The 26104-nt window shown below is 71.7% G+C and carries 25 protein-coding genes and 2 pseudogenes; 18 read left to right on the top strand and 9 right to left on the bottom strand.

Features of this window, described 5'->3' with window-relative positions; translation table 11 throughout:
• Nucleotides 1–113 precede the first annotated feature (113 nt).
• From ACF09E_RS33195 to ACF09E_RS33170, 6 genes are all read left to right on the top strand, one after another.
• The gene (locus ACF09E_RS33195; protein ID WP_392209779.1) at nt 114–764 is read left to right on the top strand and encodes a DUF2064 domain-containing protein; all 651 of its coding nucleotides are present in this window, start codon (nt 114–116) and stop codon (nt 762–764) included.
• Nucleotides 761–1489 carry a class I SAM-dependent methyltransferase gene (locus ACF09E_RS33190; RefSeq protein WP_392209645.1) on the top strand — a complete coding sequence of 243 codons (729 nt, stop codon included), beginning with the start codon at nt 761–763 and terminating at the stop codon, nt 1487–1489. The genes ACF09E_RS33195 and ACF09E_RS33190 overlap by 4 nt, the downstream gene beginning before the upstream one ends.
• Complete coding sequence (locus tag ACF09E_RS33185; RefSeq protein WP_392209643.1) at nt 1486–2937, top strand: glycosyltransferase 87 family protein; 1452 nt, start codon at nt 1486–1488, stop codon at nt 2935–2937. Before ACF09E_RS33190 ends, ACF09E_RS33185 begins: the two co-directional genes overlap by 4 nt.
• Nucleotides 2934–4298, top strand: a complete 1365-nt coding sequence (locus tag ACF09E_RS33180; protein WP_392209641.1) for a molybdopterin-dependent oxidoreductase — start codon at nt 2934–2936, stop codon at nt 4296–4298. Before ACF09E_RS33185 ends, ACF09E_RS33180 begins: the two co-directional genes overlap by 4 nt.
• Nucleotides 4262–4813 (top strand): hypothetical protein, encoded by a 552-nt coding sequence (locus ACF09E_RS33175; protein ID WP_392209639.1) that lies wholly within the window; start codon nt 4262–4264, stop codon nt 4811–4813. The genes ACF09E_RS33180 and ACF09E_RS33175 overlap by 37 nt, the downstream gene beginning before the upstream one ends.
• A 221-nt stretch (nt 4814–5034) precedes the next feature.
• The gene (locus ACF09E_RS33170) at nt 5035–5496 is read left to right on the top strand and encodes an ATP-binding protein (RefSeq protein ID WP_392209637.1); all 462 of its coding nucleotides are present in this window, start codon (nt 5035–5037) and stop codon (nt 5494–5496) included.
• Between the two features lie 470 nt (nt 5497–5966).
• Here the strand turns inward: ACF09E_RS33170 and ACF09E_RS33165 are convergent, their stop codons facing one another.
• Entirely contained in the window at nt 5967–6329 is a 363-nt protein-coding gene (locus tag ACF09E_RS33165; RefSeq protein WP_392209635.1) for a hypothetical protein, read from the bottom strand.
• A 95-nt stretch (nt 6330–6424) separates the two neighbouring features.
• Between ACF09E_RS33165 and ACF09E_RS33160 the strand changes: the two are divergent.
• Nucleotides 6425–6691 (top strand): annotated as a pseudogene (locus ACF09E_RS33160) (VOC family protein); the annotation flags it as partial.
• Between the two features lie 100 nt (nt 6692–6791).
• On the opposite strand, the gene ACF09E_RS33155 reads toward ACF09E_RS33160, so the two are convergent.
• Nucleotides 6792–7682, bottom strand: a complete 891-nt coding sequence (locus tag ACF09E_RS33155) for a LysR family transcriptional regulator (RefSeq protein WP_392209633.1) — start codon at nt 7680–7682, stop codon at nt 6792–6794.
• Nucleotides 7683–7795: 113 nt separating this feature from the next.
• Here ACF09E_RS33155 and ACF09E_RS33150 point away from each other — a divergent pair, with 113 nt between their 5' ends.
• A complete protein-coding gene (locus tag ACF09E_RS33150) occupies nt 7796–8167 on the top strand; it encodes a YybH family protein (protein WP_392209631.1) in 372 nt (123 codons plus the stop codon).
• 199 nt (nt 8168–8366) lie between these two features.
• Here the strand turns inward: ACF09E_RS33150 and ACF09E_RS33145 are convergent, their stop codons facing one another.
• Complete coding sequence (locus ACF09E_RS33145; protein WP_392209629.1) at nt 8367–8864, bottom strand: GNAT family N-acetyltransferase; 498 nt, start codon at nt 8862–8864, stop codon at nt 8367–8369.
• 556 nt (nt 8865–9420) lie between these two features.
• Here ACF09E_RS33145 and ACF09E_RS33140 point away from each other — a divergent pair.
• Nucleotides 9421–10131: a hypothetical protein gene (locus tag ACF09E_RS33140; RefSeq protein ID WP_392209627.1), complete on the top strand. Its 711-nt coding sequence runs from the start codon at nt 9421–9423 to the stop codon at nt 10129–10131.
• 159 nt (nt 10132–10290) lie between these two features.
• On the opposite strand, the gene ACF09E_RS33135 is transcribed toward ACF09E_RS33140, so the two are convergent.
• The 3 genes from ACF09E_RS33135 to ACF09E_RS33125 all read right to left on the bottom strand — a co-directional run bounded on the left by ACF09E_RS33135 (nt 10291) and on the right by ACF09E_RS33125 (nt 12411).
• Complete coding sequence (locus ACF09E_RS33135) at nt 10291–11010, bottom strand: SGNH/GDSL hydrolase family protein (protein WP_392209625.1); 720 nt, start codon at nt 11008–11010, stop codon at nt 10291–10293.
• Nucleotides 11007–11471, bottom strand: coding sequence for a cupin domain-containing protein (locus tag ACF09E_RS33130; protein WP_392209623.1), 465 nt, complete (start codon nt 11469–11471; stop codon nt 11007–11009). Before ACF09E_RS33130 ends, ACF09E_RS33135 begins: the two co-directional genes overlap by 4 nt.
• A gap of 115 nt (nt 11472–11586) precedes the next feature.
• Nucleotides 11587–12411: a helix-turn-helix domain-containing protein gene (locus tag ACF09E_RS33125; protein WP_392209621.1), complete on the bottom strand. Its 825-nt coding sequence runs from the start codon at nt 12409–12411 to the stop codon at nt 11587–11589.
• Between the two features lie 330 nt (nt 12412–12741).
• Between ACF09E_RS33125 and ACF09E_RS33120 the strand changes: the two genes are divergently transcribed.
• The 8 genes from ACF09E_RS33120 to ACF09E_RS33085 all read left to right on the top strand — a co-directional run bounded on the left by ACF09E_RS33120 (nt 12742) and on the right by ACF09E_RS33085 (nt 21837).
• A complete protein-coding gene (locus tag ACF09E_RS33120) occupies nt 12742–14145 on the top strand; it encodes an alanine racemase (RefSeq protein WP_392209619.1) in 1404 nt (467 codons plus the stop codon).
• A gap of 47 nt (nt 14146–14192) precedes the next feature.
• Nucleotides 14193–15173 (top strand): ornithine cyclodeaminase, encoded by a 981-nt coding sequence (locus tag ACF09E_RS33115; protein WP_392209617.1) that lies wholly within the window; start codon nt 14193–14195, stop codon nt 15171–15173.
• Nucleotides 15170–16666, top strand: a complete 1497-nt coding sequence (locus ACF09E_RS33110) for an MATE family efflux transporter (RefSeq protein WP_392209616.1) — start codon at nt 15170–15172, stop codon at nt 16664–16666. Before ACF09E_RS33115 ends, ACF09E_RS33110 begins: the two co-directional genes overlap by 4 nt.
• Entirely contained in the window at nt 16663–17805 is a 1143-nt protein-coding gene (hisC, locus tag ACF09E_RS33105; protein ID WP_392209614.1) for a histidinol-phosphate transaminase, read from the top strand. The genes ACF09E_RS33110 and hisC overlap by 4 nt, the downstream gene beginning before the upstream one ends.
• Nucleotides 17802–18785, top strand: coding sequence for a PLP-dependent cysteine synthase family protein (locus tag ACF09E_RS33100; RefSeq protein WP_392209612.1), 984 nt, complete (start codon nt 17802–17804; stop codon nt 18783–18785). Before hisC ends, ACF09E_RS33100 begins: the two co-directional genes overlap by 4 nt.
• Nucleotides 18786–18900: 115 nt before the next feature.
• Nucleotides 18901–19920, top strand: coding sequence for an ABC transporter substrate-binding protein (locus tag ACF09E_RS33095; protein ID WP_392209610.1), 1020 nt, complete (start codon nt 18901–18903; stop codon nt 19918–19920).
• A gap of 82 nt (nt 19921–20002) precedes the next feature.
• Nucleotides 20003–21031, top strand: coding sequence for a FecCD family ABC transporter permease (locus ACF09E_RS33090; protein ID WP_392209777.1), 1029 nt, complete (start codon nt 20003–20005; stop codon nt 21029–21031).
• Nucleotides 21031–21837 carry an ABC transporter ATP-binding protein gene (locus ACF09E_RS33085; protein ID WP_392209608.1) on the top strand — a complete coding sequence of 269 codons (807 nt, stop codon included), beginning with the start codon at nt 21031–21033 and terminating at the stop codon, nt 21835–21837. Before ACF09E_RS33090 ends, ACF09E_RS33085 begins: the two co-directional genes overlap by 1 nt.
• Nucleotides 21838–22011: 174 nt before the next feature.
• Here ACF09E_RS33085 and ACF09E_RS33080 read toward each other — a convergent pair whose 3' ends face one another.
• Complete coding sequence (locus ACF09E_RS33080) at nt 22012–23430, bottom strand: MFS transporter (RefSeq protein ID WP_392209606.1); 1419 nt, start codon at nt 23428–23430, stop codon at nt 22012–22014.
• Nucleotides 23431–23527: 97 nt separating this feature from the next.
• Here ACF09E_RS33080 and ACF09E_RS33075 point away from each other — a divergent pair, with 97 nt between their 5' ends.
• On the top strand, nt 23528–24154 hold the full coding sequence (locus ACF09E_RS33075; RefSeq protein WP_392209604.1) for a helix-turn-helix domain-containing protein: 627 nt from the start codon (nt 23528–23530) through the stop codon (nt 24152–24154).
• A gap of 157 nt (nt 24155–24311) precedes the next feature.
• Here ACF09E_RS33075 and ACF09E_RS33070 read toward each other — a convergent pair.
• Together ACF09E_RS33070 and ACF09E_RS33065 are read right to left on the bottom strand one after the other, a co-directional pair.
• Nucleotides 24312–24419: pseudogene (locus ACF09E_RS33070) on the bottom strand (50S ribosomal protein L32); the annotation flags it as partial.
• A gap of 41 nt (nt 24420–24460) precedes the next feature.
• A complete protein-coding gene (locus ACF09E_RS33065) occupies nt 24461–26092 on the bottom strand; it encodes an alpha/beta fold hydrolase (protein ID WP_392209602.1) in 1632 nt (543 codons plus the stop codon).
• Between the last annotated feature and the right edge of the window lie 12 nt (nt 26093–26104).

Below are 26104 nucleotides of genomic sequence, written 5' to 3'. Positions count from 1 at the left end.
CGACCCTGGCGACCGCGACGACCGCGACGACCGCGGGCACCGCGGCCACTGCGACGGCCGCGACGCCTGCGTCGACCGCGACCACCGTGTCGCCCACGGCGCCCGCGGCCACCGTGTCGCCCACGACGACTACCGCGACGACGCTGCTCGTGATCGCCAAGGAGCCCGTGCCCGGCCGCGTCAAGACCCGGCTCACCCCGCCGTTCACCCCCGAACAGGCGGCGGCTCTGGCCGAAGCCGCGCTCCTCGACACGCTGGCCGTCGCGGCCGCCACCCCGGCCGGCCGGCACCTGCTGGTCCTCGACGGCACCCCGGGGCCCTGGGTCCCACCCGGCTTCGAGGTCGTGCCGCAGAGCGGCGGAGGCCTGGACGAGCGGCTCGCGGCCGCCTTCGCCGCCTGCCCCGGGCCCGCGCTCCTCATCGGCATGGACACGCCGCAGATCACCCCGCAGCTCCTCTCGCGCGCCCTGGTCTTCGACGCCCACGACGCCTGGTTCGGACCGGCCGCCGACGGCGGCTTCTGGGCACTGGGCCTGGCCGCGCCGGACCCGGCGCTGCTCCTCGGCGTCCCCATGTCCGTACCCGAGACCGGTGCGGTGCAGTACGAGCGGCTCCGCGCGGCGGGCCTCCGCACCGGGACGCTGCCCCTGCTGCGGGACGTCGACACCGCCGCCGACGCCGACGAGGTGGCCGCGCTCGCACCGGCGGGCCGGTTCGCCGCCCGGTACCGCGAGCTCGGCGTGCGGTCGGCGGTGACCCGATGACCGCCCCTGCCGCCCCCAGGCCGCGGACGAGTCCCGGCCCGGCCTGGCGGGCCGACCCGTACGCGGTGGCCCTGCGCGCCGGACGAGGCCCGCTGTTCCTGCGTCGCACGGACGGATGGCTGCTGCCCCTGGACGTCGAGCGCTGGTGCGCGGGGACCGACGCCGGCGACGAGAGCGTGCTCGCCCGCTGTCGCGGCACCGTTCTCGACATCGGCTGCGGACCCGGCCGGCTCGTCGCGGCGCTGGCCGAACGCGGTCGTCCCGCACTCGGCATCGACGTGACGCCGGCCGCCGTGGCGCGGACGGTGCGCCGCGGCGGCACCGCACTGTGCCGCTCCGTGTTCGACCCCCTGCCCGGCGAGCGACGCTGGAACACCGCGCTCCTGATCGACGGGAACATCGGCATCGGCGGCGACCCCCGGGCCCTCCTGGAACGCACCGCCGAGCTCCTCGCCCGCGGTGGGCGCCTGGTCGCCGAGGCCGCCCCCGGCGAGGTGGACGAACGGTGCGAGGTACGTCTCGACGACGGCCGCGGCGGCCTCGGCACCCCCTTCCCGTGGGCCCGGCTCGGCCTCCCGGCTCTGCTGAGGCACGCCGAGGCGGCCGGATTGCGCACCGTGGACAGCTGGACGACCGCCGGTCGGCAGTTCGCCGAACTCGGCCTCGGGACACAGCGGGAGGCCCCGGCGCGGCCCGCTGCCGCTCCGTCGGGAGTCTCCTCGTGACCAGGCCTCCCACCGCCGGCCGGTGGGCCACCGTCACCACCGTCGTCCTCGTGGCCGCGTTGGTCGCCACCCTCGTCCTCACGCTCCGCCGGGACGACTTCGACGCCGATCCGGTTGCCTTTTCCCGGCGGTATGCCGCCTGCTGGATCCTCTTCGCGGCTGCCGTGTGGTCCCTGCGCCGGGCACCGGTCCGGCACGCCGCGGCCCTGGTCCTCGCCGGAGGCGTCGCCGTCGCCCTGACCGGGCTGGTCGGCCCGCCCCGCACCAGCACCGACGCGTACCGCTACGCGTGGGACGGCCGCGTGCAGGCGGCGGGCCTCTCCCCCTACGACCACGCCCCGGCCGACGCCGCCCTCCTGCCGTACCGCGACACCTGGCTGTTCCCCACCGGGGAGGCATGCGCCGGGCCGGACCTCGCGCCGGTCACGAAGGGCGTCTGCACCCGTATCAACCGCCCGCAGGTGCACACCGTCTACCCGCCGGCCGGCGAGCTGTACTTCCTCCTCGTCCACGCCCTCTCACCCGACGACGTACGCCACAAGGCCCTGCAGGCGAGCGGCGCGGCACTGGCCGTCGGCACGACCCTGGCGCTGCTCCGTGTCCTCCGCCGACGCGGCGACCCCCGCACCGCCGCCTACTGGGCCTGGTGCCCCGCCGTCGCCGTCGAGGCCGTCAACAACGCCCACGCCGACGCGCTCGCCGTCCTGCTGTCCGTCCTCGCCCTCGGCCTGGCGGTCCGCCACCGGGCCCGGGGCGGCGCACTGCTCGGCCTCGCCGTCGGGGCCAAGCTCCTGCCGGCCGTCCTGATCCCCGGAGCCCTGTCCGGAGTACGCCGAGCCCGCGACGCCGCCGCCGTCCTCCTTCCGACCGCCGCGGTCCTCACCGCCCTGTACGTGCCGTACGTGCTGCTCTCCGACTCCTCCGTCCTCGGCTACCTCGCCGGGTACGCCGACGAGGAGGGTTACCAGGACGCCGCCGCCGGCAACCGCTACGCCCTCCTCCGCCTGGTGCTCCCCGACTCCTGGGCGCTGCCCGCCGTCGCGGTCGGCATGCTCGCGATCAGCGCCCACGTGATCCTCAGGGGAGACCCGGAGCGCCCCTGGGCCGGCGCCCTCCAGGTCACCGGTACCGCGTTCCTCCTGACCACCCCCGGCTACTCCTGGTACGCCCTGCTCCTGATCGCCCTCGTGGCCCTCGACGGCCGCTGGGAATGGCTGGGCGTCGCGGTCGCCGGCGCGGCCGCGTACCTGACGGGGCGAGTCGTCCCGGCCGCCGGCACCGTCCTGTACACCGCCGCCGCCGTGGCCGTCCTGTGCGGGTGGGCCGCCCGCCGACGAACCCGCGGAGCGGGCCCGGCCCCGGCCCCTACGGCGGGAGCGGACGCACGAGCCTCCGCTCGCGAGCCCCTGCCGGACCACGAACGCGCGATCCACGGAGGCACCTCATGAACGGGCCCGACGACGCACCGACCTCCCAGCGGACCGCCCGTGGGGGAGCGGAACCCGAGGACGCCCCCGCGCGGACCCGGCGGCTGTGCACGGCCCTCGCCTCCGGCTGGGCCGCCGGGCCGCCGAGGGGCCCGTCCCGACCGGAGTTCTGGCGCAGCCCGCTGCGCGGCCCGTGGCTGACCGCGGTGTTCGGGATCGTGCTCCTCTTCGGCGTCACGATCCTCTTCGTCACCGGCCTGCTGTCGTACGCCGCCTACGAACCGGACCTCGCCCCGGTCAACGACCAGACCCCGGGCAAGGGATGGCTCGGGTTCTACCTCTTCACCTGGCCCACCTCGCCGTACTGGCTCTACCGGGTCACCCAGGGCGTCCACGTCACGCTCGGAGTCGTCCTCGTCCCCGTGCTGCTCGCCAAGCTCTGGTCGGTGATCCCGAAACTCTTCGCCTGGCCGCCGGTGCGGTCCGTCGCCGACACCCTCGAACGTCTCTCCCTGCTCCTGCTGGTCGGCGGCGCCGGATTCGAGTTCGTCACCGGCATCCTCAACGTGCAGCTCCACTACATCTTTCCGGGCTCCTTCTACACGCTGCACTTCTACGGCGCCTGGGTGTTCATCGGCGCCTTCGTCGTCCACGTCGCCCTCCGGCTGAAGCGGGCCGTGCGGGCCCTGCGCGCCGGGCCGAGACAGCCCGCCCCGGACAGCGAGGAGGCGGCCGGGCTCGTCTCGCCGAACCCGGCCGCTCCCACCATCTCCCGCCGAGGCGCCCTGGGCATGGTGGGGCTGGGCTCGCTCGCGCTGCTCGCCGTGACCGCGGGCCAGAGCATCGGCGGCTGGTGGCGCCGAACGGCCCTTCTCGCACCCCACGGCCAGGAGCCGGGAAACGGCCCGAACGGCTTCCAGATCAACAAGACCGCTGCGTCCGTCGGCATCCGGCCCAGCGACATCGGGCCGGGCTGGCGCCTGACCGTGCGCGGACCGGGCCGCCAGATCGACCTCACCTACGCACAACTGCTCGACCTGCCACAGAACGCGGCCCTGCTCCCCATCGCCTGCGTGGAGGGCTGGTCGACCACCGATCAGCACTGGAGGGGAGTCCGCCTCACGGACCTGGCCGCTCTCGTGGGCCTGGAGACGGACATCCCACCGGTCCTCGTCCAGTCCGTCCAGCGGGGCGGATCGTTCAGCTCGGTCGTCCTCAGCCGAGGGCAGGTCCGCGACGAGCGCTCCCTGCTGGCCGTACGGGTCAACGGAGCGGTCCTCTCCACCGACCACGGCTACCCGGCCCGCGTGATCGTCCCCGGAGCACCCGGCGTCCACAACACGAAATGGGTCACCCGCCTCACCTTCGGGGAGCCTTCGTGAAACCGCCGACCACCGGCTCCGCGTCCTCCTCGCTCCGCCGCCGCTACGGGGCCTCGCCGCTCCACCTGCTCCTGGTCCTCGTCTCCTTCGCCCTGACCTGCTATGCGGGGCTGCGTCTGCTCGACGGGGACACCCTCGGGGTGACCCTGTGGTTCGTCGGGGCCGCGCTCCTGCACGACCTGGTCCTGCTGCCGCTGTACACGCTCACCGACCTGGCCGCCCAGAGGCTCCTCGCCCGCGGCGGACCGGCAGAGGGAGCGCGCCCGCCGCTGACGGGGATCAACCACGTCCGGATCCCCGCATTCGTCTCCGGCATGCTGCTGCTCGTGTACTGGCCCCTGGTCCTCGGCCAGGTCGGCCACTACACGAGCAGCACGGCGCTCCCCGCCGACGTCTTCCTCCGGCGCTGGCTGCTGATCACCGCGTCCCTGTTCGCCGCCTCCGCGGCCGTCCTCGGTGTTCGGGTGTGGCGGAGGAGCAGGGACGGTCGGAGGGCACGGGGAGCCGGCGACTGACACGGGGGACGCGGTGACGGCGAGGAGGGGGCGAGGCCGTCTCCAGTGCCGGCGCCCGCGAGACTTCGGCGGTCTCGCGGGCGCGGCGGGCGATCGACGCCCCGGCTTCGCTCCGTGCTCCGACCGGTACGGAGAGCTCGTGGGCAGGATCGCGGTGTACCGGTTCGAGACCGGGGTATACGGCTGCCCGGACGACAACGGATCAGAAAGAGGGGGACCGCATGGAGCTGGTGGCCGGAGCTGCGGAGCGGCAGCTGGGGGACGAGGTCATGTCGGTGTCCGGTCTCTTCGAGGGCAACGAGGACATCGCCGGTGCGCGGCACCTGGCAGGCGCATTCCTGGACGACGCGCAGACGGCACACGGGGTGTGCGTGTCCGAGCGTGCGCGAGGCGCGGTGGAGCTGGTGGTGAGCGAGCTGGTCACCAACGCCCGCAAGTACGCGCCGGGCCCCTGTCTGCTGACCCTGGAGATCGCCGGGGGCACGGTCGAGGTGACGGTCTGGGACAGCAGCCCCGCTCTTCCGGTCCTCCTCGGCCCCGACCCGACCCGCATCGGCCGGCACGGTCTGGAGATCGTGACGGCGCTCGGGCAGAGCTTCTCCATCCACCGCGAACCGGTCGGCAAGCGCATCACCACGGTCCTGGCACTGACCGACGACACGGGCGCCGGCGGCTGGCTCTGACCACCGGACCCGGACCGGCTCGGCCGGACCGAAGATCGATTCACCGCGGGCGTACGACCTCCGGTGGCAGGAGCTTGCCGCGTGATCAGGCGGGGTACGCCGTGACCACTCCCGACACCGTGACGGTCTTCCCCGGCGAGGCCCGCGCCTGCCATCGCCCGTACCCTCGCTGACCAGGACCGTCCCCGTCGACATCGCGCTCGGCCCCTCTGCGACCCTGTTCCGTGCCGGTGAGCAACTCCGGCTCGTGGTCGCCGGCCGTTGGCTGTCTCCGCGCAATCCGCTGACCGGCCAGTTCCCCGCCTCCTACCGGACCCGCACCCGGGGGCGCTGCACGCTGCACTGGGGACCGGACCGCCCCGCCCACCTCCTGCTGCCCGTCATCCCCCCACGGGCATGAGCCGGCCGCCCACGGGTGAGCCCGCCCCTCGGGGAACGGCACGGCGGGGTCGGCCTCATGCCGGCGCATCTCAGACAGGAGTGTGGGGATCCACACGTCCGAGCACCTCGGCGAGGGGCGTCCCCGCCCGTGCCGCCGCGATGCGCCGGGCTCGTACCTGGGCCCGTGTGCGCGGACGGAACTGCGGGTCCTTGGCGCAACCGCAGGATCCACGGCCCTCGTAGCGCAGCCCGGCGTCGAGCACGGCCGCCACGACCGTCCACGCCTTGACGTCCCGACGCCGAGGTGCGGCGAAGTCATGGCCGGCGCAGAGCATGGGCTCCGAGCAGCGCGGGCATCGATGCCCGGCGGCGTCCGGGTGCCGCTTGAACGCGACACGGCACGCGGTGCACACGAAGTGCAGCTTGTAGGGCTTCTCGGCGTAGAGGCACACGCCGTCACACTACCGCCATGGCGATCGCCGGCCGGGGCTGTGATGACGGACGGCGCGGTCCTGGCGGGTCTGGCGGTTCTCAGGGCCGGTGGCCGAGGTGCCCGTCCACGGACCGCCGTGTCGGTGCGGCCGGCAGTGGGGGAGGCGGGGCAGTCGAGGTGCGCGACCTCGACGCGGTCGTCGCGGAACTCAGGCGGCGCGGTGTGGTCTTCGAGGACGTGGACCTGCCCGGGTTCCGGACCCGGGACGGGATCGCCGAGATCGACGGGAACCACCCGAGCAAGAGCGCCCGGGGCGAACGCGGTGCCTGGTTCCGCGACAGCGAGGGAAACCTGCTGGGCATCGGTGAACCGGTTCGGTGAGCGGACCTGCCGGTGACACCCCGGGTGCGGCGGTCGGCCCGGGGAGCCCGCCTCCCGGTCGTCCGCTCCGGGAGGACCGGGAGGCGATCGTGACGCTCGGTCAGAGCGAGGAAGGGAGGTCGAAGGAGCGCCGGCAGTGCGTGAGGAGCGCGCGGAGGGCCGGGTCGGGGCGGTCCTTCCAGACCAGGGCGAGCAGGGCCAGGGTGTCCACGTCGCCGAGTGGAACGGCGACGAGGCGGTCGTGGTAGCTCGCGGCCATCGACTCGCTGAGGACCGCGACCCCGAGCCCGCGGGCGGCGAGGCCGGCGACGGCGTCCGGGGCGCTGGCCTGAAGGGCGACGTCGGGGCGGAGGCCCTGTGCGGCGCAGGCGTTGTCGAGGACTGTACGCAGGCCGGTGCCGGCGGGCATGCACACGAGGGGGTGTTCGGAGAGGTCGCGCAGGGAGACGCGGTCCCGCTCCGCCAGGGGGTGTCCGGGCGGAGCCAACGCGACGAGCCGCTCGCTGATGATGGTCAGAGTCTCCAGCCCTTCGGACGCGGCGGTCGCCGTCCCGACGAGAGCCAGGTCGACGGCGCCGGAACGGACGTCCTCGACGAGACGGTCGGACCGGTCCTCCAGGAGGGCGAGTTCGATCCCGGGATGTGCCTGGTGGAAGGCGGCGAGGGCCTCGAACAGCGGGGTGACGGTGCAGCCGATGACCATGCCGATGGCGAGCCGTCCCCGGTACAGGCCGGTCACCTCGTCCACGGCCCGGCCGACTGCACGCGCGGCGTCCAGGGCGGCACGGGCATGATCGAGTGCGGCCTTGCCGGCGACGGTGAGGGTGGCGGTACGCGTCGACCGGTCGAACAACTCGGCGCCGAGCTCGCGCTCCAGCTGACGGATCTGGGCGCTGACCCCGGACTGGCTGATGTGAACCCGTTCGGCGGCCCGGGTGAAGTTCCGCTCCTCGGCGACGGCGACGAAGTACTCCAACTGCCTCAGTTCCATGACTGAGGATTCTAGTCACCAGAAGAACCATCTGTTGGACTTCTGGAAGGGCCAGGGCCAGGCTGGAAGCACGGAACGGAGCAGCAACCGAAGCCCGATGCAGGAGGAACACCGTGAGCGCGTACGAGAAGGCCATGCGGCCCGAGGACATCACCCGTCTGTTCGTCGAGCGGTCCAACGCCGGCGACGCGGCGGGAGTGGCCGCGCTCTACGAGGAGGAGGCGGTGATGGCCTATCCCCCCGGCGAGCTGACGGTCGGACGGGCGGCGATCGGCGAACTGTGGGCGAAGGTCCTGGCGAACCGCCCCCGCTTCGAACCGGAGCAGCCGCTCCCCACACTGGTCAGCGACGGCATCGCCCTCACGTCGACCCCACCGAGGGACGGATCCGGCGCGAGGGCGCAGGTCGTCCGCCGCCAACCGGACGGAAGCTGGCTGCGCCTGCTGGACCAGCCCGAGTTCACCCCGCCGACGCACGGAAGCTGAGCCCGAACCCTGAGGTACGAACCGTGCCCGGCGGCAGGCCGGGCGCCGCGGGGCGTCTGTGGCGGGGGAGTGGGGCGCCGGTAGCGTGCAGGATGGTCGTACCCGGTCGGGTACGGACACGTCTGCCCGGCACGGACCTCAGCAGACCGTCCTGGCGGGTAGCCCGGCCTCGGCGCGCCAGTGGACCAACGCGACGAGCTCAGCAGGCACGCTCGTACTCGACCTGCTCCAGCGGGTTCCCGTCGCCGAAGTCGTAGGCCCGTGTCCTGCCGCATTCGGCGAATCCGCACTTGCCGTAGAAGCGGCGGGATCGGGTGGTGTCGCGAAGTGTCCACAGGTGTACCCGGGTGAACCCGTCCTCGCGTACTCGGCGCAGCGTCTCCGTCATCAAGACGGCGGCCACGCCGCTGCCCCAGCTGTCGGGGTGGCTGTAGAAGCTGTGGATCTCCGCAAGACCCGGCCGGGTCGCGGACGGGCCGAACGACGACAGGGCCAGAGGCCGACTGCCGAGTTCCGCCAGCAGGATGGTCGCGGTTCCCTGCCCGATCCTCGCGTGCCATCGCCCCCGCCTGTCCTGGACGGCGGGGCCGGCGAACTCCGGTGAGAAGAAGGGGGCGTAAGCCGCCTCCCAGGCCGCGGCGTGGATCTCACCGAGGGCGTCCCCGTCGTGCGAGCCGGCGTGACGAACGTCGAACATCGGATCACCGTATCCGTGGACCTTGCTCCGTGACCAGGTGGTGGGGCACCTGCCGGACAGTGCGTCCTGCCTGTGGGCCGCGCCGCGAACGCAACCCGCCGCGGGGACCCGCCCGTCGGTCGTCCGGTCGATTGCTCCGGGCGCATGGCCGCCTCCTGGTCGCGGTCGCGAGGCAGGACCAGATCGAGCCCACGCGCGACGGTGACGCCTCCGATCCGGGATTCGCTGCCCACTACGACGGCATCCGACCCGGCCTCGCCACGTGGATTCGTCGCGTCATCGACGCCAACACACGCGCCCACGGCATCGACCCGGACACCGCGACCTGGCAGGAGAGCGCGAGTCCGGAAGGCTGAACCCGCCGCCGGCGCCCGGTGGCACACCCGTTCGGGCGTCCGGCCGCCGGTGCCCACTGCCATGGTTCACACTGGAGCTGTCCGTGTGGCGCACCCTTCACCGATCGGCAGCAGCTTTCGTGCGTACTGAAGATTCCAGGTCGCAGGCCCCCTACAGATGGGAGGCCTCCAGGGTCGGTTCTCTCGGTGGTCCGCTGCTCGTGTGCGACCTCGAAGCCTTCTCCGACTGGGGAGGGGCGGCGTACGACGCCGACTATGAACTGGAGCCGGCCTGCGATCACGCGCGGGCCTGGTCGGCGCTTCACCCGGACGACGATGACCTCGAAGCCGCGTTCGTGCGTTTCGGTGATGATGGGGCGCGTGTCGGCCTCGTCTGGGAGATGGACGGCGACGGGGCCGCGGAGGTCGCCCGCACTCGGAGCCGGAGCGGCGGCGACGACAACTTTCTGATCATGAGGTCGTGGATTCCCGCGGGCAGGACAGACGCGCCGCGCCGGCATGCTGCCCGGGCGGTGAGCGAGGAGCAGGTCGTGGGGCAGCTGACGCTGCGAAGCGGCAGGGTCGTTGTCGTCGCGACGGGAGTAGACGCCGACGAGACCGGCTCGTACGCCACAGCGCAGGAAAGGGAAGCGTCGATCCGCGCCCTCGGCCGGCTCAACCCACCGGTCCAGCTCAACCTGGACGGCCAACTGGGTCTCGGGACGGTGCTCTGGGCACGGCCCGGAACCTATCGCGTCACCTGCGGATGGCACGAAGGCAAGCGGGGACGGTACATGCCCGAGGAAGAGATGTACGGGCCGCCCCGGTCCTACGTCGACGAGGACTGGAGCTGCCGCTGGGTCCGCTTCACGTGGACTGGCGAGCCAGATCCTGTGAGAGTCCGGTTGGGTCGAGCCCGGCGCGAGGCCTGACCGTGGGTGGCTCGCCCTCGCTTCGGCGGTCGGGATGAGGATCGGGTGCGCCGTCGGAGCCGCGCCGGTGCCGGGGGCGACAGCTCCGGCACCGGCGTCTCGCTCACGCGCCGCCTCCCCGGAAGTTCGAGTCCGTCGCGTCCCGGACTCGTGAACCGGCTACACCCTTCGCGTCAGGAGACCGGCGTCGATGACCTCGGCGATCAGCGCCGCACCGCGGCTGTTCTGGTGGATGTGGTCGGTCGTGAGCACGAGGTTCCGACGCCGTGAGACGGTGTCGAAACCGCGGCGCAACACATGGTGTTGGAGAAGGACGCCCAGACCCGCTCTCGGGGGCGCGTCCCGATAGGGAATCGGCGGCGGATCCGCTCGGCGAAGCTCCTCGACCTGGCGTTCGTGGAGCGGAAGGTACGTGACCTCGTTGGCGGTCGCGACCCCGGCGATCATCCGGCTGTACTGCTCCGATGCCCGCGCCGCCGGTCCGTCGAGGCGCTGGCCGAGAACCGGGAGCGACAGCAGACCGATCGTCGCGTCGGTCTCCGCACGCAGTCGTACGACGATGCTTCCCAGGCAGTGCTGGAACCAGTCGGCAGACGGGCGTCGGGGGAGTTGCTTGCGCTTCACGGCCTCGTCGGTGCGGTAGCCGGGAAGGCCGGCCCGGGCGTCGTTGGTGCCGATCAGCACGGTGACGATGTCGGGCGGGTCCGCGACCACGGCGTCGAGGCGCTGCAGGAGGTTGTAGGCGAAGTCGCCGTTGGCGGCGTGGCGGGCGAGTCGCAGATCACCGGGTGGATGGCGCCGTGCGAGAGCGTCCAGGTAGTCGACGCTGATCAGCGCGCGGGTGAGGCTGTCGCCGAGGCAGGCGATGCGCGTCGTCATGACGCCTCCGGTCCCGGCCCGCCGTCGCCTTCGGTCGGGTGCGTCTCGGACCGAGTCCGGTGGTCGGTACCGAGGCCCGCGGTGATGCTCAGGATGGTCGACGGCCCGGTCATGTCGACCGCATGCCAGACGCCGGCCGGGTTCACGGTGGCCTCTCCCGGGCCCAGCAGAACGCGGTCGGCGACTCCGTCCAGGTCACGGCTGACCGTCACCGACCCGTTGAGGCAGACGATCAGCTCGTCACCGGCGGGGTGGCGTTCCCAGTGGTCGCCGGGGCCGTCGCCGTCGAAGATCATCACCATCCGGCCCTCGGCGCCGTCGGCCGCCACCGCGGCGCCGTAGGCCTGGAGCGCCTCCGGGTCCCAGCCGAAGCCCTCGACGAGCTTCGCCGTGGATCCGAGTCCGAGGTGCACGGGGGTGGTCCGCAGGGAGATGACGTGGTGTGCGTTGACGAGTCTCATGCCGGTGATCGTCACACCGCGGCGGCCGGCCGGTCTTGAAGGAATGGGAACGAAGGCCGAGGCGACGAGCGGTCGGGGGCCCGGCGTACCGCGGCGCCAGGATTCCGGTCCGCGGCTACCCCGACTCCAGCAGGACCTCGCCGTGACGCCACGCCGTCGGTGTTCGGCCCGTGAACTCGTTCCAGTCCCGTACGAGGTGGGCCTGGTCCGCGTAGCCGGAGATCGTCGCCACCTCGGGCCACGGCAGCCGGTCCCGCGCCGTCGCCAGGTCGTGGGCGTACTCGAAGCGGAGGACGCGGGCGAAGACCTTCGGGGTCAGCCCCAGCTCGCCACGGAACCGTTCGGTGAGGTGCCGGCGGCTCCAGCCCAGTTCTGCGGCGACGTCACCCACCTGGAGGCCGCCCCGTGCCGCGACGAGGCGGCGCCAGGCCTCGGCCACCTCGGGGCGCATCCGGCGCGCAGGGGCGCGGTCGGTGCCACGAGCGACTGCGCGCAGGAGCAACTCGTCGAGGACGGCGAATCGCGCCGGCCACGTCGATGCGGCTCGGAGCCGGTCGGCCAGTTCGGCGGCCAGCGATCCGAGCAGTTCATCCAGCGGAACCAGCCGGTGGGCGAGCACGGCGGCGGGCATGCCGTAGACGGCCCGCGCCCCGAGGGGCGTCAGCGCCACCTTCACACCTTGCTGCCGCCCGTCGTGGTGGATGGCAACCGACCGGCCCATCAGGCCACCGGCCACGCTGCCGAACCGGGTCACAGGGGACCCGTCGCCGACGCCCGCCGCCATCTCCATGGGCTCTGACAGGCTGATCACCGCGGTGAGCCGGCGACTCGGCGGGCCGCAGTGCACCCCCGTCGCGAGCCCGCGGAGGTCGAAACCGACGTACGAGTCGACGTACGGCCGTAAGGCGGCCGCCGGACGCGCACCGATCACGGGGGCCATGCGACTTCCTCCCTGCGCGACCTGGGAGCCGGCGAGCTCCGCAAGAACATGAACCGGAACCGCCACGCCGCTCGCGGATCCGGTCCCGCGATCACTCCCTGCGACAGGTCCTCGGGCAGGCCCCAGCATGCCACGCGGACGCATCGGCGTGGACAGGGGACCCTTCGCCTCTCCGAGGACTTCCATCGGACTGCTCGCCCCACGACCCGACGGACTTCTTGGAAACGGGTGCATGAATTGTGCCGTTTTCGTCTCCTATGCACCCTCCCGGTGAGAGGCTCCACCCGCATCGTATTGAAAATGAGTGTCATCGTCGTATAGAAGTACGACGTGCTCATCTCTCGACAGCGGCACGAGCGCCCGAAGGCCGGAGCCCGGCCCTTCGCGCTCACCGCACTCCGGCATCCCGCGGTCTCCAAGCTCCTGACGGACCACCGCACCCTGCTCGCCGACCTCCTTGACGGCCTGGGGTCCCCGCTGCACATCGTGCTGCCCGAGGTCTTCGAGGAGAACGTCAGAACACTGAGGCGCGCGTTCACCGAGGCCGGAGTCGTCGCCGACATCCTCTTCGCCAAGAAGGCCAACAAAGCCGACTGCTACGTCACTTCGGCCGCCGCCCTCGGCATCGGCGTCGACGTCGCCGGTGCCCCCGAGCTGGTCAAGGCGCTGGCCGGGGGAGTCTCCGGCCGGCGGATCGGGGTGTCCGGCCCGGAGAAGGACGACGCGCTGCACGCTCTCGCCGTCCACCACGACTGCATCGTCGCCGTCGACTCGATCAGCGAACTGAGGCGTCTCGCACGGACCGCGCGAGACGCCCGGCGGCAGGCCACAGTCCTGCTGCGCTGCCGAACGGCCGGACAGCCGAGCAGTCGCTTCGGCCTCTCCGCCGACGAGCGCCGGGCCGCCGTCGGACTGTGCGGGGAACTCGCCGACCACCTCGTCCTCCGGGGATTCTCCTTCCATCTGAACGGCTACTCGCCGGCGGAGCGCGCGACGGCCGCGCACGAGATGATCGAGCACTGCCTCGACGCCCGCCGCTGCGGCTCGCTCTCCGCCGAACTCGTGAACATCGGCGGCGGGTTGCCCGTCCGATACGTCGAGCCGTGGCTCTGGAACGAGTTCGTCGCACAGAACGAGCCCGCCCAGTACCACACGGCAAAGGACTTCGAGGAGTTCTATCCGTACGGGGGGCAGCCCGCCGATCAGGCCGTGCGCGCACTGATGGCGCACCCGGTCGACGGCGGCGAGAGCCTGTCCGCGAAGGCGAACCGCTACGGCATCCGCTTCGTCGTCGAGCCCGGCCGGGCTCTGCTGGACCAGGCCGGGTTCACGATGTACCGAGTCCAGCAGGTCGACGACCGGCGGGACTCCGACGGGTACGCCATCGTCACCGTCGCCGGAAGCAGCTTCAGCCTCTCCGAGCAGTGGTTCAACAGCGACTACCTCCCCGATCCCCTCCTGATGTCCGCCGGGACCGGCGCGGACCAGCCCTTCCCCGCGTGCGTCGCGGGCTCGACCTGCCTGGAGAGCGACATGGTCACCTGGCGCAAGATCGGCTTCCCGCGCCCGGTGCGCCGCGGCGACCATCTGGTCTACCTCAACACCGCCGGCTACCAGATGGACTCCAACGAGTCCCCGTTCCACGACGCACCTCTGCCGTCGAAGGTCGTCCTCCGCCTCGGCGACGACCGCGACGGAACTCCGCCGCGCTGGCGCCTGGACGGCATCCGCTGAGACACCGACTCCATCCGATACGACCAACCCCCGAGGAGAAGACCCGTATGTCCCCGAACCACGCCCCGCCCGGGCAGCTGTGGCTGTTGCCTCAGGTGCAGCAGGAGGGTCTCGACGTCGACCACCGGAAGGTGATCGAGGTCGTCGAACAGGCCTACCGCGCGCTGCGCGAAGACGGCTCGAACAATCCGGTCAAGACGATCATCGACGACCCCGACCACCGCTCACTGAGCTACTCGATGGTCGCCAGGGACGCCGGAAGCGGCACTGTCTGCTTCAAAGCGGTCTACGAGTTCGATCCCCGGCGGACGAGGGACGCCTACAGCTTCCACTCGTTCGTCTTCCTGGTCGACGACACCACGGGTGCCCCCATCGCGCTGATGGACGTGGTGAAGCTCGGCCCCCTGCGGTCCTCCGCCACCACGGCGCTGTTCGCCCGCGAGGCATGCCCCGACGCGCGGACCGCCCTCGTCGTCGGCACCGGCGTCCAGGGGCAGGCGGCGCTGCCGATGCTCGTAGCCGCGATGCCCGAGCTGGAGCGGCTTCAGGTGTTCGGTACGTACCCCGAGGGGCTGCGCGCCGTCCAGGAGAGCGTCGGCGGACGCGAGGTCGAGATCGTCACGGACCTGAGAGAGGCCGCGGGCGGGGCGGACGTCGTGATCGGCGCCGCGGGCCTGTCCGCCACGGAGGAGGTCCGGCGCGACTGGATGAAGCCGGGCGCGGTCGCCGTGCTCCTCGGCTACGGCGTGCACGCCGACGTGTGCCACGGCGCGGACCACCGGATCGCCACCGACACCGCCCAGATGCACGCCACCTGCGACGACCTGCGAGGCGAGGACGGCACCCTGCCGGCCGTGGACGCCCAGCTGCCGGACATCCTGCTGGGCCGGGCGCCTGCTCGACGCCGTCCGGAGGACGTGGTCTTCGCCTACAACAGCGGCATGGCGGTCACCGACGCCGCTCTGGGCCGGTACATGGCCGACCTCGCGCTGGCGAGCGGGCGCGGGGAGAAGGTCGACTTCTGGTGAGCACCGACACGACCGACACGACCGACACGACCGGCGCGACCGGCGCGACCGACAAGACCGACGCGACCGAAAAGACCGGCGCGACCCGAGCCGAAGAGGCGGGCGCCGGGTGGTGGGTCAGAAACTCGCGTGCGCTCCTGAGGCTCGCGCTCCCGCTGATCCTGACGAACTTCGCCTATGTCGCCCTGACCACCGTGGACATCGTGATGCTGGGCCGGCTCGGCGCGGTGGAGATCGCCGCCGCGGGCCTGGCCATCGCGCTCTTCAACCAGCTGCGCACGACCGGAACCGGCCTGGTGACCGGCGTGAGCAACCTGGTGGCCGAGGCACGCGCCCGGGACGACGGACCACGGATCGGCGCGCTCCTGTTCGCGGGATTCTTCTGGGCGACCGTCTGCGGTGTGGTGTTCAGCGTGGCGCTGCTGCTGATAGGACCGCTGCTCGTCCTGCTGGGCCAGGACCCGGAGGTCGTTGACAAGGCCGGTGAGTTCCTGGTGGTCCTGGCACCGGGCATGCTGCCCTGCCTGTGGTTCCAGAACCTGCGGCACTTCACGACCGGCCTCAAGCGCCCCGGCCCGCTCCTCGCCATCACGCTGGCTTCGGTCGGAGCCACGATCGGCCTCAACTACGTCCTCATCCACGGCGAGTTCGGGCTTCCCGCGTTCGGCTTCGTGGGAGTGGCGATCGCCACCGTCTCCGTGTTCCTGCTGTCCTTCCTGGCGTTCGTCGCGGTGATCCTGCGCGACAGCGTGCTCCGTCCGTACCTCACCTCGCTCCACGCATGGCGCTGGAACGGGGACGCGGTCCGGTCGGTCTGGCGCCTGGGCCTCCCCATCTCGGGCACCTACGCCTCGGAGGCCGGGTTCTTCAGTGTGCTCACCCTGGTCGTCGGCTCCCTGGGCGTCGAGGCCCTGGCCGCCCAGACGGTGCTCAACCAGATCGTCTACATCGTCTTCATGATCTCCGCCGGCCTCTCCCACGCGGCGTCGATCCACATCAGCGAGGCCGCCGGCGGCGACGACTACGTGGCGGCCCGCAGGATGGGCCTCCTCGTCACGGCGTGGGGCGTGATCACGACTCTGGTGGTCGCCGTCGTGTACCTGGTGATCCCGAACCAGATCGTGTCGCTGTTCATCTCCGCCGAGCACGCCGACAACGCGGACGTCATCGCGCTGACCGTGACCGGACTGCTCATCGCCGCCCTCATGCAGGTCTTCGACGCCACCCAGAACATCGGGAACGGCATCCTGCGCGGCATCGGCGACACCGGCGGCCCCTTCCGGATCTCCCTCGTCGGCTACTGGCTGATCGGCCTTCCCGCGGGCTGCCTGCTCGGGATCACGGCGGGCTGGGGTGTCGAGGGAGTCTGGACCGGCCAGACGATCGGCCTCGCGGCCACTGCCGCGATCCTCCTGGCCGCCTTCCTGCGACGAGTCGACCGGCTCCACCGCGAGACGTCCCGTGCGCCCCTCCCCGAATCGGAGTCGTCATGAACCCCATCCTCGCTCCGGCCACCTCGGCCTCCCTGATCCGTGAGGAGGTGGCGGGACTTCCCGGCTACGACCCAGGCGCCGATCCTGACGAGGTGGCCGCCCTCAGCGGCGCCGACCGCGTCATCAAGCTCTCCAACAACGAGAATCCTTACGGCGTTTCACCCGCGGTCGCGGAAGCCGTTCGCGCGGGACTCGCCGGCGGTGTCTCCCGCTACCCGGATCCCACCGGCAAGCGCCTGGCCCAGGCCATCGGCGCGAGCCTCGACGTGCGGCCCGAGCGCGTGGTGCTCGGCAACGGTTCGGAGAACATCCTGGAGCTGCTCTGCCAGGCCGTACTGGACCCCGGTGACCTGGTGGTCACCCAGGCGCCCGGGTTCAGCCTGCACGAGACCTTCCCGCGCGTCATGGGCGCGCGGGTCCACAAGGTCCCGGTCACCGCCGAGTGCGGGTTCGACGCGGCCGCCTGGCGCGGCGCGCTGGCCGCCGGCCCGAAGCTCGTCTTCCTCGCCAACCCGTGCAACCCCACCGGGGCGATGCTCACCACCGGCGAGCTGGAGCAGGTCGTGGACGCCACCCCCGAGTCGGCCCTGCTGGTGCTCGACGAGGCCTACGGCGAGTTCGCCCGCACCGATCCGGGATACCCCGACGGTCTTGAGGCGCTCCGCGCGCTGGACAGGCCGTGGATCGTGCTGCGTACCTTCTCCAAGGCGTACGGCCTTGCGGGCTTCCGCGTCGGGTACGGCGTCGCCTCCGACACGGCCCTGATCCAGGCGCTGGACCGGGTCCGTACCCCGTACAACGTGAACCGGCCCGCTCAGGACGCCGCCGTCGCGGCGCTGGGTGACGAGGTGCACCTGGCGGAGACGGTTCGCCGGACAGCCCTGGAGATCGCCAGGGTCACCGGCCGCCTGCGTGCCGCGGGGCTGGGCGTGGTCCCGTCCTCGACCAACTTCCTCTTCATCGACACCGGCCGCCGCTCCGACCGGGTCGCCCGCGAGCTGCACCGCGCCGGAATCATCGTCAAGGCGTGGCGCGAGCCGGGATACGAGACCTACATCCGAGCCTCCCTGTCCACCCCCGAGGACAACGACGTCTTCGTCGGGTGCCTGACGGAGATCTGCGCGAAGGACACGATGTGATCAGGACCAGGATGTCCGACCTGGTGGGGCGGACGCCCCTGCTCGAACTGCACACCGCGGAAGGCGGGGCCACCGTCCTGCTGAAGCTGGAGCAGTTCAACCCCACCGGAACCGCCAAGATCCGGATGGCCAGGAACATGGTCGACGAGGCGGAGGAGGCCGGCCTGCTCGCCCCCGGCGGATGGCTGGTCGAGTCCACCTCCGGCAACACCGGACTCGGCCTCGCGCTCATCGCCGCCGAACGCGGCTACAAGTTCACCGCCGTGGTCGACAACCACTCCAGCGCGGACAAGCTGCGCGGCATGCGCGCCTACGGCGCCGACATCCTCAACGTCGCGGGCGACGAGGGCGGACTCGCCACCGCCGAACGCGACACCACGGCCGAGCGCCTCGCCGCCGAACACGGCGCCTACTGGACCGCCCAGCACCGCAACCAGGGCAACCCCAACGGCTACCGGCCGCTCGCGCGCGAACTCCACGACGACCTCGGCGACGACATCCAGTACCTGTACGGGGCCGTCGGCACCGGCGGTTCGCTCTGCGGCACCGGCCGCTTCCTCCGCGAACGCATCCCCGACCTGAAGATCATCGGAGTCGAACCGGAGGGGTCCGTCCTCTTCGGCGGCCGGGGCGCGCCCTACCACCAGTCCGGCACCGGTACGCCCGAGGGCTCGGAGATCGGTCCCGTCGTCGACTACGAAGTGATCGACCAGGGGCTCAAGGTCAGCGACGCGGAGGCATTCGAGACCTGCCGCTTTCTGGCCAGGAACTTCGGTGTCCTGATAGGCGGTTCGGCGGGCGGGGTGGTGTACAAGGCCCTGGAACGGGCGCAGAGCGCGCCGCCCGGATCCACCATCGTCGTGCTGGTCTGCGACGGCGGTGACAAGTACCTCCACACCGTCTTCGACGACGACTGGATGGCCGCCCACGGCCTCTTCGACGAGCAGGTCGTCCACCGGCTTGCCGCTCTGCTGCGGTAAGCGCGCGGCCTGTGCGCCGGCCGGGATCCCCGCCGTCCAGGGGCCCGCCCGGAGGCTCCAGCCACCCTTCTTCCCTTCCCTGCGAACTGATAGTCTGCGCATAATGAAAACGAAAATGATTACCATAACTACCGCGGCTCTGGCGGCGCTCACGATCACCGGATGCGGGACGGGCACGTCCTCCGACTCCGGGGCGAAGGCCGAGGGCACGGCCGCGGCGACGACCGCCACGCCCTACCCCTTCACCCTCGAGAACTGCGGCACCGACGTGACCTACAAGGCCGCGCCGCAGAAGGTCGTCACGCTCAACCAGACCGCCGCCGAGATCCTCATCCATCTCGGCGCGGGCGACCGGATCGCCGGCACGGGCTACGAGATCGAGAAGACGCCGCCGGCGATCGCCGCGCAGTACGAGAAGATCCCGGTTCTGTCCGCGCCCGGTGCCGAGATCAAGCACGAGAAGCTGCTGGAGGCACAGCCGGACTTCGTCTACGGCTCCTTCGCCAGCATGTTCACCAAGGAGCAGTCCGGTGAGCGCAAGCACCTTCACGACCTGGGCGTTCCCACGTACCTGACCGAGTTCGACTGCACGTACCACGAGACCGTGGCGAACGCGGACTTCCCGATGCTGTTCGAGGAGTACCGCCGACTCGGCAGGATCATGGGCGTGCCCGATGCCGGCGAGAAGCTGGCCACCGAGCAGAAGGCCGTGGTGGACAAGGCGGTCGCCTCCGTCCAGAAGCGCGACAAGCCGCTCAAGGTGATGTGGTTCTACTCCACCTACGAGGGCACTCCGTGGGCGGCGGGCCCCGGTGGCCTTCCGCAGCACATCTCCAAGCTCGTGGGCGTGGAGAACATCTTCGCCGACGCCAAGACCAAGTGGGCGGAGGTGAGCTGGGACGAGGTCGCCGCGCGGAACCCCGACGTCATCATCCTGGCCGACGTGACCCGAGGCGAGCCCAACGACACCGCCAAGGAGAAGATCGCGCTCCTCAAGAAGGACCCGCTCACCAGCAAGCTCGCCGCGGTGAAGGGCGACAGGTTCATCACCATCCCCGGCAGCCACATGGACCCCAGCTACGGCAGCGCGTCCGCCGTCCCCGCGCTGGTCGACGGTCTGAACAAGCTCGGCTGACCCCTCCACCATCATGACGACGAGTTCACACACGACCGCCTCGCGCACCGGAGACCCGATCACCACCGGTGAGAAGGCTCCGGTGCGCCGGCGGCGCACCGCGACCGTGGCGTTCTACCTCCTGGCCGTATCCGGGCTCCTGGTGTCGATCGTCACCGCATCGCTGTTCGGGAGCGCGAACATCCGGCCGCTGGACGTGGTCTCCACGATCCTCCGGCACATCGGTCTCGACGGCATCGCCCCCACTCCGCCCCTGCCGGGCCTGCTCGACGCCCTGATCTGGGAGTCCCGCTTTCCCCGTGTCCTGCTCGCCGTGGCCGTCGGCATGGCCCTCGCGGTCTCCGGCGCGGTCCTCCAGGCGGTCACCAGGAACCCCCTTGCCGACCCCTACCTGTTGGGAGTCTCCTCCGGTGCGTCCACCGGCGCCGTCGCCGTACTCCTGCTGGGCATCGGCGGAAGCATCTCCCTGTCGACGGGAGCCTTCGTGGGAGGTCTGGTCTCCTTCGGCCTGCTGCTGCTCCTGCTCGGCGGTGGGCGCGTCGCCAGTCCCTCCCGCGTGGTGCTGACCGGCGTGCTCGTGTCCCAGTTCTTCGCCGGGGTCACCTCGGTCATCCTCATGGTCAACGGGGACGCCAACTCGACCCGCGGCTTCACCTACTGGCTGCTCGGCACCCTCGGCGGCGCCCGATGGGAGGGGGTGACCGTCACCGTCCTGGTCATCCTGGCCGGGGTGATCGCCCTTCAGTTCTTCGCGCCGGCCCTCGACGCCTTCACCTTCGGGTGGGACTCCGCGGCCGCACTGGGCATCAACGTCACCGCCGCCCGGATCTGGCTGATGGTACTGACCTCGGTGATCACGGCCGCGGCCGTGGCGGCCTCCGGGGCCATCGGCTTCATCGGCCTGCTCATCCCCCATGGCGTCCGCGTCGTGACGGGACCGACGCACCGCTCGCTCCTCCCCCTCTCCGCGATCGTCGGAGCCGTCTTCCTCATCTGGGTGGACGTGTTCGCGCGGACGGCGTTCGCACCCCATGAACTGCCCGCCGGCGTCATCACCGCGCTGCTCGGCGCGCCCGCGTTCGCGCTGGTCCTGAAGCGTCTGGAGGCCTGATGGGCCACATCACCGCCCGCCGGCTCTCCTGGTCGGTCAAGGGCCACCGACTCCTCGACGACATCGACATGGCGGTCCACGACGGGAGGGTCGTAGGACTCCTCGGCCCCAACGGCTCCGGCAAGTCGACCCTGCTGCGTCTGCTCGCGGGGCTGCGGAAGCCCGACACCGGAACCGTCCGCTATGACGACACCAGCCTGAGCGACCTCGGCCGCCGGGTGCTGGCCCGACGGCTCGCCGTCGTCGAGCAGGACGTGTCCGCCCACCACCACGTCAACGTCCGCCAGGTCGTCGAACTCGGCCGCACCCCGTTCCGCGGCCGCTTCGACGCGCTGACCGACCACGATCGGCGGATCGTCGACGAGGCGCTGGAGCGCACCGAGATCGCCGACAAGCAGCACCGGAGCTGGCACACCCTCTCCGGAGGGGAGAAGCAGCGCACCCAACTCGCCCGCGCCCTGGCTCAAAAGCCTCAGGAGATCCTGCTCGACGAACCCACCAACCACCTCGACATCCGTCACCAGCTCGAACTCCTCGATCTGCTGACCTCGCTGGACGTCACCTGCGTGGTGGCCCTGCACGACCTCAACCTCGCGGCCCGGTACTGCGATCACGTCGTCCTCCTCGACCAGGGGGAGGTGGCCGCGGCCGGCACGCCGGGAGACGTGCTGACCCCCGACCTCATCAAGCGGGTCTACGGCGTGGAGGTACTCGTCGACCGAGAACCCGTCACCGGGACCCTGAGGATCACCTACACGGGCACGGCCGCCCGGACGGCAGCCGCGGTGGCCACCACACACCGCTGACGCCACCCGCACGGGCAGGCACACCGACGCTCTCGGCGGGCCTGCCCGTGCCGCCCCGGGGCGAGTCGAACCGGGCGGGTGCGTGCCCGAGGCGCTTGCGCGACGGCACGGGACCTACGTGTGCTGACGGCGCGGTGATCGTCGGTGATGGCCGTCCGGGGGGTGCCGTACGACTCACCGGGTCCGCGGGGCGACCAGGTTCGGCCTGGTCTCGCGCGGCTGCGATACGTGGGCCACGAGAAGGAGGAGTACGCCGCAGCCGGCGACCACGATCCAACCCGGGCGGGACGCGTGGGCGAGCTCCGCCGGGCCGGTCGCCGTGACCAGGCCGCCGGCGAGAGCGATGCCGATGGCGGAGCCGAGTTGCCGTGCGGTGGAGGTGATCGCCCCGGCCACGCCGGCCCGGGCGGCGGGCAGTCCGTTCACCGCGGTGTTGGTGATCGGGGCGTTGGCGAAGCCGAACCCGATGCCGATGAACGCGTAGGCGGCCAGAAGCAGCAGGACGTTCGTCTGCGGAGTGAGCCGGACCAGGCACAGCCCGCCCGCCGTGACGAACCCACCGGCGAGGAGCAAGGGCAGCCGCGGCCCGGTGCGTCCGACCATGCGGCCGGACCACGGCGCGCAGACGGTCGCTCCGACGGCCAGCGGCAAGGTGGCCACACCCGCGGCCAGCGGCGTCCAGTCCCGGGTGTGCTGCAGATAGAGGGTGTTGAGGAGCAGCGTCATGTTCAGGGCGACGAAGACGGCCACCGCGCCGACGACGGCACCGCTGAAGACCGGGCGGCCGAAGAGCCGCGGATCCATCAAAGGCTCGGCCCGGCGTGACTCGACCCACACGAATGCGGCTGCCGCCACGGCGGCCCACACGTATCCGATCCATGCCGCAGGCGACGTCCAGCCGATGCGAGGCCCTTCGATCAGGACACCGACCACGACGGCGAGGAGCAGGGTCAGCAGGACCTGTCCGGGCAGGTCGAGCCGCCGGGCCCGCTGTGCCCGGGACTCCGGTACGAACACCGCGCTGAGCAGCAGAGCGGCCGCGATCACGGGCGCGTTGACCCAGAACAGGGCCCGCCAGTCGAGCCAGGCGAGCAGCGCCCCGCCTGTGACGGGCCCGGCGGCCATGCTCAGCCCGAACACCGATGCCCAGATGCCGATGGCCTGCGCCCGTTCCCTGGGGTCCGGCATCGTGTTCACCACGATCGCGAGCGCCACGGGGCTGAGCATCGAGGCGCCGACGCCCTGGAGGGCCCTGGCCGCGACGAGTACCCCCGCCGAGGGAGCGACCGCACAGAGCAGTGAGGCGGCGCCGAACACGGCCAGCCCGACCTGGAACACCCGCCGGCGTCCGAAGCGGTCCGCGAGCGCGCCGGAGGAGATCAGCAGACTGGCCAGGACGAGGGTGTACGCGTCCACGATCCATTCGAGACCGCGGGTGTCGACGCCGAGGCCGCTCCCGATGGCCGGCAGGCCCACGTTGACGATGGTGGTGTCCAGGCCCACCAGGAACATGCTCAGGCAGCAGACGGCCAGCACCGTCCAGCGTCTGCGCGCACTCAGTACGGGTTGAACGGGGTGTGTCGTCGTGGTCATGGTCCACCTCTGACGTCCGGAAACGATGTCCGGGCAAGGCTCGTCCCAGGCGACCCGCGCAGCCCATCGGTTTTGCGGACACTGCAAAACTGGACCCATGAACACAGGATCCACGGACGCGGAGCTCGAGCGGATACTCGACGGCATCGGGCCCCGGCTGCGCCGACTGCGCCAGGACCGGGGACTCACGCTCGAAGCGCTGGCGGCGACGACCGGGATCTCGGTCAGCACGTTGTCCCGGGTCGAATCGGGGAGACGCCGTCCCACTCTCGACCTGCTCATCCCGCTGGCACGAGCCCACCGCGTCGCACTCGACCAGCTGGTGGCCGCGCCGGCCAGCGGAGACCCTCGGGTACACCTCCAGCCCCTGCGCAAGGAGCGCGGAAGCATTCTCGTGCCCCTGACGCAGTACCCCGGGCGCGTGCAGGTCTTCAAGCAGGTACTGGCGCCCCGCCGGCCGGAACCGGTCACCCACGAGGGCTACGAGTGGCTCTACGTCCTCGCCGGGCGGCTACGCCTCATCCTCGGGGAGAAGGACTTCACGCTGGGGCCCGGCGAAGTGGCGGAGTTCGACACGACCCAGCCGCACTGGTTCGGACCCGCCGACACGAGCGCCGTCGAGATCCTGCACCTCTTCGGCCCCCGAGGAGACCAGGCCGTCGTCCGCGCCGGCCCGTCCGCCGACGCCACGCCGACGCCGCATCCCCTGCCGGGCACGTCCTGAACGCGCACCGAAAGAGGGGTGCCGAGTCGCAGCCTCGGCACCATCCGACCCCGCACCGTCCGGGGGCGTACCGGGTCAAGCGGTGCTGTGGCTGCGACCACCGCTCGACCCGGAGAGAAGGCCCTTCGCGCGCAGCTCCCGCCGGAAGGCTCCGCGCTCACCCCTCAGGGCTCAGCAGCCCGCGCCGGTACGCCTCGGCGAGCCGCTGCGGCACGGAGTAGGTCACGCTGTCGATGGTGATCGGCACGAGCTGCGGCGTCGTGGCCGTCTACCCGGGTCTGCGCCGGGTGCCTTGTCCGAGGCCGGTCAGTCGTACTCCCGCAGGAGTCCGTCCACGTACGCCTCAAGCCGTCCGGCGAGCACTTCGGGTGTGAGATCGTCCCGGCCCAGTTCACGCCACGGGCCGGCCAGCTTCGCCGCGTCCGGGCAGTAGTGCAGGGCGTCGAGCAGCCGCCAGTACAGGTGGGCGGGGTGGTCGCCGAGGCCGTGGCCGCCCTGTGCCTCGTACCGTCTGCGGAAGTCCCACCCGTAGGCGGGCCCGTGCAGCAGCGCGAGCGCGGTCGAGCAGTGCGCCACGTCCAGGTCGGCAGGTCCCCAGGAGGCCTCGACCCAGTCCACGACCCCGGCGATCCGCAGTGCGGAACCGGCGCCCGTGAAGAGCACGTTCCCGGGGTGGAAGTCGCGGTGCAGGAAGCGGCCGGCGTACGGCGGAGGGTCGCGGCGGATCACGTCGACGGCTCGCTCCCACAGGGGGCCGTCAGGGGCGCGGACGTGTTCAGGGGAGGTCCACGCCTGGTACGTGCGCGGCCTTTCGTCCGGAACGACGCCGTGGATGCGGACGAGCTGGGCGGCGAGCAGGTCGAGACGCCGCTCGAGGTCGTCCTCGTCCTCGTCCACGCGAACGCCGCCGGGCAGCGCCGACATCAACAGGGTGGGGTGGTCGCAGTGCTCGGCTGTCGCGTCCACGGCGACCAGAGCGGGCGCCGGGATGCCCCCCTGCCCGGCGAGCTGCCTCAGGACGGACGCTTCGCGGGCGAGGAGCCCGGGACCGTGGCGGCGGAAGAACGGTTTGACGAAGGTCCGTTGCACCAGCTCGGCCCCGTCGTCGAGCGTGAGCCGGCGCATCTGGGAACTCCAGCCACCGGACAGGAAGCGTGAGTGCGCGACGGTGCGGCCGCTGCCGACCTGCCGGGCGACCCACGCATGCGTGGCCGACCAGCCCCGTCCGTCGAGGCCGGTCAGCACCGCCCTCACGAACCTCTGCCGGTCCTCGCCGTGATCGCGGAACCACGTCCCCAACCGATGCTGCGCATCGGGAAGATCGAGCCGCGTGTACTGAGATCGGGAGGTCAGCGCGTCCTGCACGGACTCGGTCACGGCGGCGGGGATCACCGCGTCCGTACCGGGTACGGCGAGCACCGCCCGGCCCTCGTACGCCCGCAGCGCCCGCAGCGCGGGCGCGTCCCGCCAACTGTCCGGGCGCCGGATGATCCGGCTGAACTGCCCGTTGCCTTTGCCGAAGGGAACGCCCCAGGCGTCGGCGGCATACACGGTGGGCGCACACCGCCCCAGCGCTGCCACCCGGTCCCCGTAGTGGGCGACGAGATCCGCGACCGTCTGCCCGCTCATGCTGAAACCCACGAGGACCAGCGGCCCTTCCGTCCCGGCGTAGGCGTCGATCACCGCGACGGCCTGCTCGAACCGTCGCCGCAGGCTCGACTCGCCGAGCGTTCCGGTGCTGCCGCCGTGCCCGGAGAAGTCGAAGGCGACGCCTCGGCAGTCGCGGTCCACGAACTCCCGCACCACAGGGAGCAGTGACTCCATGCTGCTGTCGCCCGCGCCGTGCAATACGACGGCGGTCACCCCGGATGGCCCACCGCCGCCGCATACGCCGCGGAGCCGCTCACCCTTGTGGTCGTGCGTGAAGTCGCAGAGCATGCACCCCATTCC

This window comes from Streptomyces sp. NPDC014891, assembly GCF_043081085.1.
Classification (GTDB): domain Bacteria; phylum Actinomycetota; class Actinomycetes; order Streptomycetales; family Streptomycetaceae; genus Streptomyces.
The sequence above is the reverse complement of the archived record's forward strand: the minus strand, read 5'-3'. Positions and strand labels throughout refer to the sequence as shown.

Coding starts and splice junctions, on each gene's coding strand:
- ACF09E_RS33080 (WP_392209606.1), bottom strand. CDS start 23,430: ATGACCACGACGACACACCCCGTTCAACCCGTACTGAGTGCGCGCAGA.
- ACF09E_RS33175 (WP_392209639.1), top strand. CDS start 4,262: ATGGGTCACCCGCCTCACCTTCGGGGAGCCTTCGTGAAACCGCCGACC.
- ACF09E_RS33145 (WP_392209629.1), bottom strand. CDS start 8,864: ATGTTCGACGTTCGTCACGCCGGCTCGCACGACGGGGACGCCCTCGGT.
- ACF09E_RS33130 (WP_392209623.1), bottom strand. CDS start 11,471: ATGAGACTCGTCAACGCACACCACGTCATCTCCCTGCGGACCACCCCC.
- ACF09E_RS33135 (WP_392209625.1), bottom strand. CDS start 11,010: ATGACGACGCGCATCGCCTGCCTCGGCGACAGCCTCACCCGCGCGCTG.
- hisC (WP_392209614.1), top strand. CDS start 16,663: ATGAACCCCATCCTCGCTCCGGCCACCTCGGCCTCCCTGATCCGTGAG.
- ACF09E_RS33155 (WP_392209633.1), bottom strand. CDS start 7,682: ATGGAACTGAGGCAGTTGGAGTACTTCGTCGCCGTCGCCGAGGAGCGG.
- ACF09E_RS33065 (WP_392209602.1), bottom strand. CDS start 26,092: ATGCTCTGCGACTTCACGCACGACCACAAGGGTGAGCGGCTCCGCGGC.
- ACF09E_RS33170 (WP_392209637.1), top strand. CDS start 5,035: ATGGAGCTGGTGGCCGGAGCTGCGGAGCGGCAGCTGGGGGACGAGGTC.
- ACF09E_RS33115 (WP_392209617.1), top strand. CDS start 14,193: ATGTCCCCGAACCACGCCCCGCCCGGGCAGCTGTGGCTGTTGCCTCAG.
- ACF09E_RS33180 (WP_392209641.1), top strand. CDS start 2,934: ATGAACGGGCCCGACGACGCACCGACCTCCCAGCGGACCGCCCGTGGG.
- ACF09E_RS33075 (WP_392209604.1), top strand. CDS start 23,528: ATGAACACAGGATCCACGGACGCGGAGCTCGAGCGGATACTCGACGGC.
- ACF09E_RS33125 (WP_392209621.1), bottom strand. CDS start 12,411: ATGGCCCCCGTGATCGGTGCGCGTCCGGCGGCCGCCTTACGGCCGTAC.
- ACF09E_RS33095 (WP_392209610.1), top strand. CDS start 18,901: ATGATTACCATAACTACCGCGGCTCTGGCGGCGCTCACGATCACCGGA.
- ACF09E_RS33085 (WP_392209608.1), top strand. CDS start 21,031: ATGGGCCACATCACCGCCCGCCGGCTCTCCTGGTCGGTCAAGGGCCAC.
- ACF09E_RS33190 (WP_392209645.1), top strand. CDS start 761: ATGACCGCCCCTGCCGCCCCCAGGCCGCGGACGAGTCCCGGCCCGGCC.